Below are 13,162 nucleotides of genomic sequence, written 5' to 3'. Positions count from 1 at the left end.
AAAGACTAATTATGGTGAGTTCCATTCACGGTGAAATCAAAAACATCAAAGTTGCGCGGATCGCCAAGGGCTTTGCTCCTGTAAGCAGCCGTCAGCGGATGCGAGATCAGCAGTGGCACCATTTCTTCATAACGGCCACCATGAGAACGCAGCCCGCTATCCAATGCACTGAGATCATGATGTGCCGGTGTACGGCCTACCACTACATCCCTTGCGCTGAGAACGATCAGGTCCCCGATACGATCTTCCGGCTGTTCCAGCAAATGCACGGCGCGTGCTTTGTTATGTACTTCCGTAATGCCCGGCTGCCCCTGCAACCAATCGCTGACAGCGGTTTCATCAACCCCTTCCGGCAAATGCACTGCCACATAAGAACCCAGCGCACCATGGTGTTTCACATAGGGATCTGTAATAGGGCAGATCACCCGGAAACCGTTACCGAACTGTTCCGTGAGCATGGTTTCTATAAAAAGCACATTGGGAGAGCCATCTGCTTTTTGTTTAGCATTCATGCCATGATCGGCCGTAGCACCAATCACTGCACCCAATGCCAGCAAGCGGCCCAGTTCATGATCGATGGCTTCGTAGAATGCCAGTGATGGCTCATCTTCAGGAGCATAGGTATGCTGCATATAATCTGTGAGGGAGAGATACAGGAAATCTCCCAGGCCCTGTTCTATCAATGCCACACCGGCCCGTAATACAAAAAGACTGGCATCTGCACTATAGATAGCAGGGGTTTTAAGGTTCAAAGTTGTTTCAACATTGCCAATACCATGCGTAGCTTCCTGCGCCTGGTTGGCTTTTTCTGCGGAGAAAGCGATGCCCGTCATTTTATGACTGAGGATATCCCGCAGTTTTTCTTTTGCAGTAACCACAGCTACTTTGCGGCCGGCATTGGCTGCGGCGGCAAGGATGGTTTCAGCACGGAGGTATTCAGAGGAGTTCATCATCACCTCTTCCTTGCGGTTCGTATCATAGAAGAAATTCCCACAAATGCCATGCACTGCCGGGGTAACGCCTGTTACGATAGAGGAGTTATTTACATTGGTAAAGGAAGGCAAAGCCCCTCTCACCATGCCCCGGTAACCGGCCAGCGTCATTTTTTTGAGGTTCGGCATCCTGTCATGTGCCATGGTAGCATCCAGGTATTCGTCGGCAGAGCCATCCAGGCAGATCACCACCACCGGAGAAGCCGGCGGAGTATAGGTTTTGCCATTTACAGTAAAGGATCGGGTGGATATTGACATGAATATTTGTTTATAAATACTAATAGATTGAGTAGTAAAAGTAAACAAATATTCAATTCAAGGGCTGTTAATTTTTTATGAATTGGGGTTAACCAGGCTAAATTTGCTATTTCTCTGTATCCTGGAAGAAGTAAACTACCAGCAGCAGTGCATCATCCGTTCCAACATTGGACGGTTTATGGCCCAGGCGGCCATCGAAAAAGATGGAATCGCCTGTTTCGAGGGTGTGCTTTTCATTATTAATGAGGTATTCCACCGTGCCTTTGATCACATACTTATATTCATAAGCATCCGTTTTCACGATCTGGTTACGTTTGGCGCCCTGTTTCAGCTCCAGCAGCACAAAATCCGTGGGGCCGCCCTTGATATTGCGGGTGAGCACACGTTTGTACAGGAAACCTTTGGCATTCTCCTTTTCGAAGGACTGGTATTCCTCCTTCCTTTTGATCAGTACCCTGGCGGTTTGGGTCTGCTGATTGATGTCGTTAAAGAACTCATTCATATCCAGGTTGAGGGCCCGGATAATATTGATCAGTACCAACAGGGAGGGTACTGTACGGTTATTTTCAATCTGAGAGATGAGGCCCTTGCTCACTTCTGCCTTGTCTGCCAGCTCCTGCACGGTGATGCCTTTGGCCTTGCGCTTTTCCTTGATCTTTGTGCTGATCTGGATAATGATATCTTCTTGCATGCCTTTGATTTATTGGAAGGTTCCGTTCTAATCCGCAACAAATTAGATATTTTAGCTTAGCTAACCATCATCCCGGGTAAAGAATACCCTACTTTTGCAAAAATTCAAGATATGTTCAGTATCGACCAGATGATCACCGTAGGCTTCACACTCTTTGCTGTGATCGATATCCTTGGCTCTATTCCCATCCTGCTGTCCCTGAAAGAAAAGCTCGGGGAGATCAGCGCCTGGAAAGCCACAGTAGCTTCCGGCGTGCTGATGGTGGTGTTCCTGCTGATAGGAGAAGCCTTCCTGAAACTGATGAGCGTAGACTTGCAATCCTTTGCCGTGGCGGGTTCTATTGTGATCTTCATCATCGGGCTGGAAATGATCCTGGGCATTGAATTCTTTAAAAGCGATAACGATACCAAAACAGGAAGTCTTGTTCCTATTGCTTTTCCGCTGATTGCAGGTTCTGGTACACTCACTACTATCATGTCCCTCAAGGCAGATTTCGGGGATTATAACATCCTGGCGGGCATCCTGGTGAACCTGTTGATCATTTTTGTGGTATTGAAGTCCCTCAACAGGATTGAGCGGATCCTCGGGAAAGCGGGGCTGATGGTGATAAGGAAGTTTTTCGGGGTGATCCTGCTGGCCATTGCTGTACGGATCTTTAAAAGCAATATCGGGACTTTGTAATTTCCTATTAATTAACTTAGCTTTGCAGACCTTTTAAGGATTTGGCCTCGTCGTACAATGGATAGTACATTAGTCTCCGAAGCTGATGATCCAGGTTCGATTCCTGGCGAGGCTACCAGATAAACCGGAATTTCTGAAAAACAACTTCAGCAGTTCCGGTTTTTTCATTTCAGATAATGCGCTTCCTTCTCAATCGCAGCACTATTTTCAATAAGCCGCAACTCCCCCTATAACTTGTCACACCCGCATATGCGCATGTAAATAGCACTACTGTATGGATGGACCTCAAGGGTGTTCCTGAGCATCAGGGGTAAACTTATTCGCTGGTGCGCTAATACCATAACGATCGGTTCTTTTTGGAGAAATTTTAACGATTGTTCAAGTATATTAGTGACCACTTCGGGGTATGATATAAAATAAACACCATGCAAAAAACAGCACTCATAACCGGCGCCAGCAGCGGAATAGGTTATGCCATTGCAAAAGCACTGCAAACAGAAGGTTATCAGCTGATCGTTACCGCACGCCGGAAAGACAGGCTGCTCGATGATGCACAAGTAGAAGTATTCCCTGGCGATCTCAGCACCGAAGATTTCCAGGATAAATTAGAAGATCATATCTTCCAAAAATATGGCCGTTTGGATTACCTGTTCAACTGCGCAGGTATGTTAGAAACCGGTCCCATTGAAACCATCAACTTAGAAAGGATGACAGCCATGTTACGGCTTAATGTGGAAGCTACTTTCAGGCTTACCTATAAAATACTGAAACGTTTCCGGCAACAGGGCTCAGGTCATATCATTAATATCTCCAGCGTACTCGGCACCAAAGTAAGGCCCACCGCAGGTGCGTACGCCGCCAGTAAATTTGCGCTGGAAGCATTGTCTGAAGCATTACGCATGGAACTGGCAGGTACAAATATCCAGGTATCCTGCATAGAACCCGGCCTGGTGATGACGGAACTACATAATAACTGGGAAGTACATCCAAAAGAAAGTATGAATATTCATGAACCATTGGATGTAGGCAATATCGTGGACGCCGTGTTATATATACTCCGGCAACCAGGCCATGTAAGGATACCCAGGTTAATGATCCTGCCTAAAGATCATAATATATGAATGAGCTACTCGTCCATCAGCGCAAAACCTATTAATTGGGTTAGTACCCAGCACTATTTCGCACCTATCCAAATTTCCCAATACCTCCTTAAAAGATTTCCAAAAAACCGCCTAACAGATAGAAAAATCTCTATGCCCGGCAGCTCCTCTAACCCTCTAATGCCCTGTCAGTAAGGCTTGTGCGTATTAATACTTAAATTTCGGCTCCGATTACCCCTTCCTACCTCAAAAATAAGTCTTAGAATATGCGGGGACACCGTGAAGATTAAGACAAAGGGCCATCATTCACCACAACATTCCACTATGAGCGCAACCATCACCCTGGACCTTGGGATCTTACTGGAGGTAACTTCCAAGTGCAAGCAGGATTATGCTAATTGGACTTTCTTCAACGTGAAGGATGCGACGCTTTCTGTTCATTTTGATACCATTGCCAATGACTACTTCCGCCTCCTGTTGGTAGATATGAACACCATGCTCAGTCTCTCCAAAAACATCAAGATCACTTTCTGGCAGGTTTTCAACCGCCTGGAAAGAGGTAAATATGGGAGGAACAAGATCAGTCTCTCAGATATCATCCGCTGGCGGGAGCTACTCCTGACCAGTTACCAGACCATTGAAAAGATCAAGTTACTGCGGGACAGGAAGGTCTATTACGTCAATGACGAAGAAACCTGCCAGGTTTTCATTAGTCGTGATGAAATAGAGGAGGTGCTGATGAAGATGGAAGTAATCGTACTAGAGATCTGCCGTATCCTGGAGTACCCTATCATCAGTATCCCTACCGTTGAGGAAAGAGCCAACCATACCATTGCGGATGCGTTCAAGCGGATCTAACATATAGTGTTGTATATACTATAGTATGGTGACATTAATAATGTTAATTAGAGGTTAATCTATTAGCAGTCCTACCTTATCGTATAAACGAAAATATTTTTCCCATCAATACACCCTATACACTGTTAAATTCCATCTATGGTATGTGAAATGTTGTAGCAGTTATCGTTGAATATACACGAAGCAAATAGTTTTCTATAAAACCTAACATAAGCTGGTGGATGATTTACAGGATATATTGTGAACGAGTTGTTAAAAACTACTGTAGAATTCCCCCCAAACAATCAAAAAACAATCATACTAAGTGATGAAAAAGAATTTATTTAAAACGATCCGTTCTGCCCAACAATGCCCGGCATACCATATCTGTGACCTGAACAGCAAGTCATCCTATTATTATTATTGACCCTGCTCCTTTTTCAATCGCCTTCCCTCTCATTTCATAAATGCCCCATACTAAGTGGGCACCCTTTAAATTTATATCGCTATGAAAGAAGATATTATGCTGGACCTCAGCAACCTGTTGGACATTGTTAGAAACTGCAAACAGGAATTTCGCAACTGGGTATCCCTTGTAAACATCAAAAGTGAACTCTCTATGCATTTCAACTCCATGGCAAATGACTACCACCGTTTGTTTTTAATGGATATGCATAAAGGCCTGAACAGATCTCAAAGTGACAAATGCACTTTCTGGAGGATCTTTTCCAGGCAGGAAGCAAAAGAATATGAAGAAAATGCTATTACATCAACAGACATTGCAAAGTGGCGAAACATGCTTTCCCGGCATGATACTACTATTAATATGATCAAAATAACAAGGGACACCCAAATTGTACATACAGATAAAGACGCGCCCGTACCAGAACTGATTTCCATGTGGAGCCTCCAGAAGCTTCTTTATGATATGGAGAACGTTATTAAAAATATGTTTATGGTACTGGGTAAACACCTGCCCGTAATCGCCATTATTGAAGACGTGGATAACCATACCATCGCAGAGGCATTCAACCGCCTGGAGGTAATGCTGCGATTCAAGCAACTATCCAGGAATCTCGGACTGGAATATAGTGACCCTGTGTAACTACCGCTCAGAGAACTATATATATTCAGGCATAAATAACATTTTTTTTACAAAAAAAATGTCACCTCCGAATATTACCTGATCGCATATACGAACATATATTCTCCGCGATTCCACCATATCCTACTGAATTGTAAACACTATGTTAAGACAAATTTTTACTGCAAATTTCCTTACCCTTTTATTGAAACTTTTCGGTCTTATATTCAGTAGTCATAATGATAATATTCACCGTCTTATTTTAAAGCAAAAACCTGAACCATGTCTAAACACAAAAAGCAATGCAAAGAAAGGAGAACACATTTCACTCAGCACATCAAAAAAAAGATGCCTATCGCTGACAGTACAGATGATGCTACCTGCGTAGCACATTTATCCTGATCAAATCCCGGCATAGTATGCATTTCAGTTAAACTCCGGTTTCAAGCCTGAGTATAGCCATACTATTGCCCGGTCCATAAGGTATTTTCCTGTTTTAAACGGGAAGTGGTATATCTATGGCTATTATTATCTAAAACTCAAAAACTAATTTTATGCTTGACTTCTTATCGCACTTCGGATCACTGTTACACATTGCTAATAATTGCAAACAAGATTTCGATAATTGGAAATTCTTCAGAGAACAGGATGGCAAACTATCCGCACACTTCTACAAACTGGCAGAAGATTACTTCAGACTATTATTAGTTGACCTCCACGCCATTTTCGGCGAATCAGAACAGGAAAGATGTCCCCTTCCTCAGCTATTCTCAAACATCCTGGCTGGTAAATATCCGGAATGTAAGATCCCTAAAAAAGAAGTGTCGTATTGGATCGCTGTACTGGAACAACAGAGATCAATCATAGAAAAGATCTGCATCCTGAAAGAAAAGAAAATCGACTATACTCCTCTCGGCGACATCTCTATTACGATGGGGGAAATTAAAAAGCTCATATTAGTTATGGAGATCATCATCATCCAAATGTGCTGCCACGAGGATTTTGGTTTACCAGGCATTCTCACCATCGATGAAAGGTATCACCATAATATTACCGAAGCCTTCAGGCGGGTAGAGCTGGCAAAACAATATACAGAACTATCGAAGCAGTTTACTATTAATAAGAATGGCGCAAGTGTAATGCAGAAAGTAATCTAAAAATCAAAATCATGAACCGAAATTCAACCAACAAATGGGATCTGATCAAGTGGGTGTATAGAGACCTTGGGGTAAAGTATATTCTAAACGGATTAAGGATATTAACCATCCCCTTTCAATGCCTGGCAAGGATAGAGCGAAAGATCAGGCAGAAATTCACCGCCCCGGATAGTCCGACATTACATTCCGGGCATATCTCCAAGAAACTGGAGGAACCGCAGTATCAAATATAGGCTGTCACAAACTAAAGGGGTAAATTGTCTTATATTATATGAGAGACAAAACCGCCACTTTCCTGGAATATAAAGCGCTGCTCTTCTCCATTGCCTACAATATGCTGGGTAATGTAGATGCGGCAGAAGACCTGGTGCAGGACACCTTCCTGAAATGGATGGAAACTGACACCATCGACGTCCGCCATACAAAGGCCTATCTTGTAAAGATCGTGACCAATAAGTCCATTAATTACCTCCACAGCGCCAGGCAAAGGAGGGAGGAGTATATTGGTTTATGGCTCCCGGAACCATTGCTGAACTACGAAAACCCGAAGGTTGAATCTTACCATGCGCTGTCCATAGGGTTCCTGATCCTGTTAGAAAAGCTTACTCCCCAGGAAAGAGCCATTTTCCTACTAAAGGAAGTGTTCGCTTATGACTATTATGAGCTGGCGGAGATGTTCGAAAAAACAGAAGACAACTGCCGCCAGATCATGAAGCGGGCAAAAGACAATCTCGGCAAAGACACCAAACGTTTTGAGGTAGATCTGAAAGTGCATGAAAAGATCCTGCATAAATTTTTACAGGCTATTTCCGAAGGCAGTATGGAAGAGCTGATCCATACCCTGAAAGAAGATATCGTATTGTTTGCTGATGGCGGGGGAAGATTGTTCTCTACCAATAACCAGCGCCTGGCTGCTCCGCCCAAACCCATCTACGGAAGGGAAAACGTCAGTAAACTACTGCTTAGTGCCGTATCTAAACTGGATTATATCAACGGGCTGGAAAGGGAGATCATCGTGGCAAACGGATTGCCCTCTATCATCTCCTACTCCGGCGGAGCGCCCTTCAGCCTTATTTCCTTTGAACTGGAAGGAGACCAGATCAGGAATATTTACTTACAGATCAATCCTGATAAACTGAAGCATTTCAAAAAAACCTGATCTCACCGTCACAGAAAAAGCAAGTAGCCTGTCCTATGTATAAATAAAACATAGCCACATGCTTTTTAACACTTCTTTATGGCTCCATATCATCGGCATCAGCCTGATGGCCGGTGTTACGGTAGCGGATTTTGTACTCACCAGGAAATTCTGGGCACTATATGCCCATAACCCGCAGGAGGGCATCCTGGTAAGAAGGGTCTCCAACAAATTACCTGTACTGATCATTGCCGGCACTGCACTCATCCTGTTATCCGGTGTGGGAATGATGATTGCCACCCGCGGTGTTTTTGATACCTTCCTTTGGTTCAGGATCAAAATGGGAATGGTGCTGCTGGTGATCCTCAATGCCATTATCTTCGGCCGGCGGCAAAATGCGAAGCTCAATAAGCTCCTGCTACAGGAAACACCCGCTCTCTCCGGCATTCGCAAAAACCTGAACACCTTCCACATTACCCAGCTGGTGTTATTCGCTATCATTTACCTGTTAAGCACTTTCAAATTCAACTGACATGAAAAGAGAAAAGATCATCTACTGGTCACTCACCTGCGCCATCAGCTTCTTTATGCTGTTCAGTGCTTATTATTCCGGCACCCATGCAGCAGAATTTGCGAAGATGGGATTCCCGGAATATTTCAGGATAGAGCTTACCACGGCTAAGATCATAGGGGCCATGGTGTTACTTTTTCCGCAGGTGCCGGTAAAAATAAAAGAATGGATCTATGTGGCTTTCAGCATTAACCTGTTCTCTGCATTCCTCGCAAAGCTGAATACAGGGTATCCTGTGATAGGGGTAATAGAACCCCTAACGGTGCTCGGGTTATTGATATATTTCGCCTGGTACCTGCATAAACTGGAACTCAGAAAGGCCTAAAGCACTGGTTATCTTGTTCATGGCAATACTTTGCTACGAGGCAGATACCCCTTATATTGCAGGTAAATACTAATACCTATGCAATTCTCACTTAAGGGGCTCTTTACCTTATTGTGCGTTTTTAGCTTTTGCACAAATGCCTTTGCCCAGGCACTCAATGATACAGCCGAAGTACTCATCCTCAAAACCGGTGAAATCCTGCCGGAAGGCGCCAAAGAAATGGGAGACATCAAAGTGCTCGATGGCGGGTTCAAGATCAAATGTGGTTATGACCGCACCATTGAACAAGCCAAAGAAAAAGCACGTAAGAAAGGAGCTAACATTATTCTGATCACAGAACTCAAGGCGCCCGATTCTAAAAGCACCTGTTACCGCCTGAGAGCTGATGTGTATTATGCAGAAAACATTGCAGGTTACACACCCATTTCCAGCAGTGCTTTTGATTCATCGCTCACTGCCATTGTAGCACCTGATGCAAATTATGCCGTAGTATGTGTTTACAGGCCAAAAGGAGGAACCGGCGTACTGGTGCATTACAACCTGAACGTAGGAGATTCCGCGGATTGCCGTATGTGGAATGGCAGCAAGTATTCCGTAAAAATCCTCAAACCCGGGCCACTCACTATCTGGGCGCAGACAGAAACAAAAGAAGAACTCACACTGGACGTACAGCCCGGCAAAGTGTATTTTGTGAAGTGCAGTGTAAAGATGGGCGCTTTCTGGGGAAGACCGAAGTTCGTGGAAGTGGACGCGCATTTTGGCCTGCCGGAGTTTAATGCCGTAGAGATGAAGGGAGACCCTGAGAAACAGGGAGATCCCGTTTATAAGTAATGTCAAAGGTCCGGCTCTGCTAAGAAGCCGGATTTTTTTTGCTGATGACTGCAATAATATTGCAGTGTCATTTCGCAATTTCGTATACCCGTTAGATTAATCCCAAACATTCACCCTGTAAGCCATGTTATTCCAGTTAAGTCAACAGAACTTCCCCGATTCCATCCATTCATCCGTTATCCCGGAAGAACATTTAGGCATTAAATTATCAGGGCACACGGCAGATGTAACCATTGCAAGTTGTTGCACCCTTATTCATCAAACCACAGAAGAGCGTGGTTACAGCCTCTGGGTGAACACCTTCTTCATTCATAAACCACTGATACTCCATGTGATTCCGGACGACCCGATCTACACCCTGTATTATAGCGTGGAGAATACGGCCAAATTCCTGAGCTTTGATAAAGTGACTGTATTGGCACCGGAAGAATTTTGCATCCTGGAACTGGCACCTTGTTACCATTACGGGATCTTTTCAGCAGGCACCTATAGGTCCCTTCATTTAACCGTGGATGATCAGCACAGGTCCATCCTTAAAAACCAGGATTACGTAGCGGCCCTGTTACGGGAACATTATTTTGATATCGCTTTTTAAGTTCAGTTCTCCCACAAATAGCTTAAAACCAACTACATACAAAAAATCAAGAAAATGAAAATGCTGGGATTACACCCTGCTTCCCCTTTTTCTGCGTCTTAATAACAAGAGTACTGTTTACCCCTCCCAATTTAACCCGTTCAAACTAGCCATTATCCATATGAAGAATAGGAAGGGGATCATTATGCCCTGCATGTAAGGAACCACCAGAAGAAATTGTCATTCCACGAATTGAAAAAAAGCTGATACAATTCAACAAAGCCGGCATTATTGAGGCGTTTAGTAATGCCGGATATTACACGCATGTTTGTTATTAACTAAAAAGACCATTAGCTATGTTATTCCATTTAAGTACACAGCATTTTCCGAACGCTATCCGAACAACAGACATACCCCGTGAATATGCCGATATCAGTTTATCAAACCATACCAGGAATGTAACCATCGATGACGCCTGTACCCTCATTCATCAAACCGTTCGTGAGCAGGGGTATAGCCTTTGGGTCAATAATTTTTTTATTCATCAGCCACTTTCGTTGTATGTACTCTCCATGGAAAAAATGTATTCCCTGTACTACAGTATTGAGAACACGGTAAATTTCAGTTCACGCGGTCAAATGAGGCATATCCGTCCAGAAGAGTTTTGCCTGCTGGACCTGTCTCCCGGTTTTCATTATGGCAGGTTTGAGAAAGGCACATATAGGTCCCTCCATGTGATGGTGGACGAGCCTAATAAAGGGATATTATCCGATCAGGAATATGTCGCAGCTCTTTTAAGGGAGCACTATTTTGATACATACATATGAAAAAGAGGAATAAAATAACTGAAGCTATCTCAGCCATATTTATATTCCTGTTTGTCTATACAGCACTGAGCAAAATATTTACATTCAATCTTTTTTCAAAAGCATTAAAAGAGACACCATTAATAGGAGGCATAGCCACATACATCGCTTTTCTGCTGCCTGCTGTTGAATTAACCGTATCCCTGCTTTTATTGATCCCACGTACCAGGAGACTTGGTTTATACAGCACTTTTGCGCTGATGTTGGTTTTTACGCTCTACATAGGATATATGATCATATTCACACCTCAACGCCCTTGCACCTGCGGAGGTGTACTGGAAAAAATGACATGGACACAGCATCTGATCTTTAACATCTTCTTTACCATCCTCTCCTTCACCGCGATCTTAATGAATCCCCGCAAATAGATCATCTTTTAACATTAAAAAACACATGTATGAAAAAGTACCTTTTAGGGCTTTGGGCTGTGATCGCAGCCATTGCATTAAGTTCCTACAACGCCCCAACCAGATCTATGGTGAGCTTCCATTTTATTCCTGCCAACGGCGCTGAGATCTATTATGAATCTGCTATTCGCTGGGAAGAAGCTGCTTTCAGCTGGGAGTGCATGGACATGAATGCCGATTGCTGTATCCTGAGGATAGAGGAGGACAGGCTTTACTATTATTCAGGAACGCCAACACAGCAACTGGCTGCCTACCTGGCTGATCAGGGCTTCGGGTCAAATGATTACATCAACGCAACAGATGCGGTGATTAGTCTTACCTACACCACGAAGCCGTAAAATTACAGCGGTTGTATCCTGTACAAGGGTACAACCGCTGCTTATTAAAGTTCTATCCTGCGTTTATCCTTAATTGTCTCCGTCAGATAATACCCTAACAGTTCTATAAACAGTGGAATAATTATTAAAGAGAAATACGCGGTTGTACCTAATGCCGGGTACTTATCCAATACCCGGTAAGCGATCATGAGCACACAGATCCCGATAAAGATCTTTCCCCACAGGTCAAAAATAAACCGCTTCTTAAAACGTTCCCAACTGAAGGGCCTGGCTACATCCGTATAGGTCATGCTGTTGCCTTCATAATTGATCACACCTAAAGCAGACCAGCTGTAAGGTGTTTCCCGCAATGCCTTACATACCACCAGCGTATCAAAGATGGCCCATAAGGGTTTTCGTTTCCCATCTTTGAAATTGGGGTGCTGCCAGTAGTAATAGTTATTATCTGTTATCAGGCTGTTCACGCCATCGAACACAGTATCACACTTAGTGCTGCCGGACAAGATGAGTGCTGCCAAAACATTCTGCAGGGGCATGTGATGAAAATACATTTTCCGGCCGCGGAAATCAATGCATTCCCTGTATTCCGGTTCAATATTCGCTTTTGTTTGCTGCAAACTCCGGGTACGTTCTTTCAACCATTCCACAGCAGATCTTATGGCGTTACTATCATGCCCGTTTGCAGCGAGGGTGATAATTACACGTGAAGTATTTACAATGTTGGAAGCGGCACCGGCCTGGCTTCCAAATCCTTTATCCAAATTCTGGATGCCGAGCAGCCAGTTAAGTCCTCTTTCATAGGCGGAGGTATTTTCTTTCCCGTAGACCTTCAGTGTTTTGAGTACGAGGCAGGTGGTATATACCCGGGATATATCACCAGGCAAAATTCCCCAGCCTTCATCCGTGTCGCCGCTATTGATATTTCTCAACAGCCAGTTCAATCCTGCAAGTGCCACAGGGTCATCGCGGTATTCTTCATACAGTGCCAGTAATGCCCAGCAGGTAGCTTCTACTGTGGCTATACCAGGGAAGTTGGTTACATATTCCCATCCTCCATCTTTAGCGGGATCATCTGATTTGAGCTGGCTGCTTAATAAAGTATTAATTATCCTCAGGCGGTCGTTGATCTCTTCTTTATAATACTGAAAAATTAATAGTGCCTGTGCCGTTGCTATCGTTCCAATTTTCCCTTCTCCCAGGTATTGATGCCATCCTACTTTTCCTTTTATCCGGCGGCGATGCAGTCTTAAATTCTTAATGGCTTCTGCTACTATACGATTGATCTCTTCTATCCTTATTTGCTTTTTCATTC

Annotated in this window: 17 protein-coding genes and 1 tRNA gene; 15 read left to right on the top strand and 3 right to left on the bottom strand. The window is 43.9% G+C overall.

The genetic code is table 11. The features are described from left to right. Positions 1–5: 5 nt before the first annotated feature. Both phnA and BUR42_RS23520 read right to left on the bottom strand, forming a co-directional pair. Positions 6–1,250: a phosphonoacetate hydrolase gene (gene phnA, locus BUR42_RS23525; RefSeq protein WP_084185779.1), complete on the bottom strand. Its 1,245-nt coding sequence runs from the start codon at positions 1,248–1,250 to the stop codon at positions 6–8. Between the two features lie 106 nt (positions 1,251–1,356). After that, positions 1,357–1,941, bottom strand: coding sequence for a helix-turn-helix domain-containing protein (locus BUR42_RS23520; RefSeq protein WP_074242025.1), 585 nt, complete (start codon positions 1,939–1,941; stop codon positions 1,357–1,359). Positions 1,942–2,052: 111 nt separating this feature from the next. Here BUR42_RS23520 and BUR42_RS23515 point away from each other — a divergent pair, with 111 nt between their 5' ends. The 15 genes from BUR42_RS23515 to BUR42_RS23450 all read left to right on the top strand — a co-directional run bounded on the left by BUR42_RS23515 (position 2,053) and on the right by BUR42_RS23450 (position 11,850). Further along, positions 2,053–2,622, top strand: a complete 570-nt coding sequence (locus BUR42_RS23515; RefSeq protein ID WP_074242024.1) for a MarC family protein — start codon at positions 2,053–2,055, stop codon at positions 2,620–2,622. Between the two features lie 43 nt (positions 2,623–2,665). Beyond that, positions 2,666–2,740: transfer RNA gene (locus tag BUR42_RS23510), tRNA-Arg, on the top strand. Positions 2,741–3,047: 307 nt separating this feature from the next. Further along, the gene (locus BUR42_RS23505) at positions 3,048–3,743 is read left to right on the top strand and encodes an SDR family oxidoreductase (RefSeq protein ID WP_074242023.1); all 696 of its coding nucleotides are present in this window, start codon (positions 3,048–3,050) and stop codon (positions 3,741–3,743) included. A 303-nt stretch (positions 3,744–4,046) separates the two neighbouring features. Next, on the top strand, positions 4,047–4,580 hold the full coding sequence (locus BUR42_RS23500; protein WP_074242022.1) for a hypothetical protein: 534 nt from the start codon (positions 4,047–4,049) through the stop codon (positions 4,578–4,580). 487 nt (positions 4,581–5,067) lie between these two features. After that, a complete protein-coding gene (locus BUR42_RS23495; RefSeq protein WP_074242021.1) occupies positions 5,068–5,664 on the top strand; it encodes a hypothetical protein in 597 nt (198 codons plus the stop codon). Positions 5,665–6,197: 533 nt separating this feature from the next. Then, the gene (locus tag BUR42_RS23490; protein WP_074242020.1) at positions 6,198–6,800 is read left to right on the top strand and encodes a hypothetical protein; all 603 of its coding nucleotides are present in this window, start codon (positions 6,198–6,200) and stop codon (positions 6,798–6,800) included. An 11-nt stretch (positions 6,801–6,811) separates the two neighbouring features. Beyond that, complete coding sequence (locus tag BUR42_RS29650; RefSeq protein WP_143197559.1) at positions 6,812–7,033, top strand: hypothetical protein; 222 nt, start codon at positions 6,812–6,814, stop codon at positions 7,031–7,033. A gap of 38 nt (positions 7,034–7,071) precedes the next feature. Then, positions 7,072–7,959 carry a sigma-70 family RNA polymerase sigma factor gene (locus BUR42_RS23485; RefSeq protein ID WP_074242019.1) on the top strand — a complete coding sequence of 296 codons (888 nt, stop codon included), beginning with the start codon at positions 7,072–7,074 and terminating at the stop codon, positions 7,957–7,959. Positions 7,960–8,017: 58 nt separating this feature from the next. Beyond that, positions 8,018–8,470 (top strand): hypothetical protein, encoded by a 453-nt coding sequence (locus BUR42_RS23480; protein WP_074242018.1) that lies wholly within the window; start codon positions 8,018–8,020, stop codon positions 8,468–8,470. A 1-nt stretch (position 8,471) separates the two neighbouring features. After that, positions 8,472–8,834 carry a DoxX family protein gene (locus BUR42_RS23475; RefSeq protein WP_074242017.1) on the top strand — a complete coding sequence of 121 codons (363 nt, stop codon included), beginning with the start codon at positions 8,472–8,474 and terminating at the stop codon, positions 8,832–8,834. Positions 8,835–8,912: 78 nt separating this feature from the next. Beyond that, a complete protein-coding gene (locus BUR42_RS23470) occupies positions 8,913–9,665 on the top strand; it encodes a hypothetical protein (RefSeq protein WP_074242016.1) in 753 nt (250 codons plus the stop codon). Between the two features lie 124 nt (positions 9,666–9,789). Beyond that, positions 9,790–10,260 carry a hypothetical protein gene (locus tag BUR42_RS23465; RefSeq protein ID WP_074242015.1) on the top strand — a complete coding sequence of 157 codons (471 nt, stop codon included), beginning with the start codon at positions 9,790–9,792 and terminating at the stop codon, positions 10,258–10,260. Between the two features lie 335 nt (positions 10,261–10,595). After that, positions 10,596–11,066 (top strand): hypothetical protein, encoded by a 471-nt coding sequence (locus BUR42_RS29645; RefSeq protein ID WP_143197558.1) that lies wholly within the window; start codon positions 10,596–10,598, stop codon positions 11,064–11,066. Further along, a complete protein-coding gene (locus tag BUR42_RS23455) occupies positions 11,063–11,473 on the top strand; it encodes a MauE/DoxX family redox-associated membrane protein (protein WP_074242013.1) in 411 nt (136 codons plus the stop codon). Before BUR42_RS29645 ends, BUR42_RS23455 begins: the two co-directional genes overlap by 4 nt. A 29-nt stretch (positions 11,474–11,502) precedes the next feature. Continuing rightward, positions 11,503–11,850 carry a hypothetical protein gene (locus tag BUR42_RS23450; protein ID WP_074242012.1) on the top strand — a complete coding sequence of 116 codons (348 nt, stop codon included), beginning with the start codon at positions 11,503–11,505 and terminating at the stop codon, positions 11,848–11,850. A gap of 44 nt (positions 11,851–11,894) precedes the next feature. Here BUR42_RS23450 and BUR42_RS23445 read toward each other — a convergent pair whose 3' ends face one another. Further along, entirely contained in the window at positions 11,895–13,160 is a 1,266-nt protein-coding gene (locus BUR42_RS23445; protein ID WP_074242011.1) for a prenyltransferase/squalene oxidase repeat-containing protein, read from the bottom strand. Positions 13,161–13,162: the final 2 nt, after the last annotated feature.

The organism is Chitinophaga niabensis, assembly GCF_900129465.1.
Taxonomy (GTDB): Bacteria; Bacteroidota; Bacteroidia; order Chitinophagales; family Chitinophagaceae; genus Chitinophaga; species Chitinophaga niabensis.
The sequence above is the reverse complement of the archived record's forward strand: the minus strand, read 5'-3'. Positions and strand labels throughout refer to the sequence as shown.

Bases quoted from the DNA above. Each gene is read 5' to 3' on its own strand.
- BUR42_RS29645 (WP_143197558.1), top strand. From the start codon at position 10,596: ATGTTATTCCATTTAAGTACACAGCATTTTCCGAACGCTATCCGAACA.
- BUR42_RS23465 (WP_074242015.1), top strand. From the start codon at position 9,790: ATGTTATTCCAGTTAAGTCAACAGAACTTCCCCGATTCCATCCATTCA.
- BUR42_RS23520 (WP_074242025.1), bottom strand. From the start codon at position 1,941: ATGCAAGAAGATATCATTATCCAGATCAGCACAAAGATCAAGGAAAAG.
- phnA (WP_084185779.1), bottom strand. From the start codon at position 1,250: ATGTCAATATCCACCCGATCCTTTACTGTAAATGGCAAAACCTATACT.
- BUR42_RS23505 (WP_074242023.1), top strand. From the start codon at position 3,048: ATGCAAAAAACAGCACTCATAACCGGCGCCAGCAGCGGAATAGGTTAT.
- BUR42_RS29650 (WP_143197559.1), top strand. From the start codon at position 6,812: ATGAACCGAAATTCAACCAACAAATGGGATCTGATCAAGTGGGTGTAT.
- BUR42_RS23480 (WP_074242018.1), top strand. From the start codon at position 8,018: ATGCTTTTTAACACTTCTTTATGGCTCCATATCATCGGCATCAGCCTG.
- BUR42_RS23470 (WP_074242016.1), top strand. From the start codon at position 8,913: ATGCAATTCTCACTTAAGGGGCTCTTTACCTTATTGTGCGTTTTTAGC.
- BUR42_RS23490 (WP_074242020.1), top strand. From the start codon at position 6,198: ATGCTTGACTTCTTATCGCACTTCGGATCACTGTTACACATTGCTAAT.
- BUR42_RS23500 (WP_074242022.1), top strand. From the start codon at position 4,047: ATGAGCGCAACCATCACCCTGGACCTTGGGATCTTACTGGAGGTAACT.
- BUR42_RS23475 (WP_074242017.1), top strand. From the start codon at position 8,472: ATGAAAAGAGAAAAGATCATCTACTGGTCACTCACCTGCGCCATCAGC.
- BUR42_RS23515 (WP_074242024.1), top strand. From the start codon at position 2,053: ATGTTCAGTATCGACCAGATGATCACCGTAGGCTTCACACTCTTTGCT.
- BUR42_RS23450 (WP_074242012.1), top strand. From the start codon at position 11,503: ATGAAAAAGTACCTTTTAGGGCTTTGGGCTGTGATCGCAGCCATTGCA.
- BUR42_RS23495 (WP_074242021.1), top strand. From the start codon at position 5,068: ATGAAAGAAGATATTATGCTGGACCTCAGCAACCTGTTGGACATTGTT.
- BUR42_RS23485 (WP_074242019.1), top strand. From the start codon at position 7,072: ATGAGAGACAAAACCGCCACTTTCCTGGAATATAAAGCGCTGCTCTTC.
- BUR42_RS23455 (WP_074242013.1), top strand. From the start codon at position 11,063: ATGAAAAAGAGGAATAAAATAACTGAAGCTATCTCAGCCATATTTATA.
- BUR42_RS23445 (WP_074242011.1), bottom strand. From the start codon at position 13,160: ATGAAAAAGCAAATAAGGATAGAAGAGATCAATCGTATAGTAGCAGAA.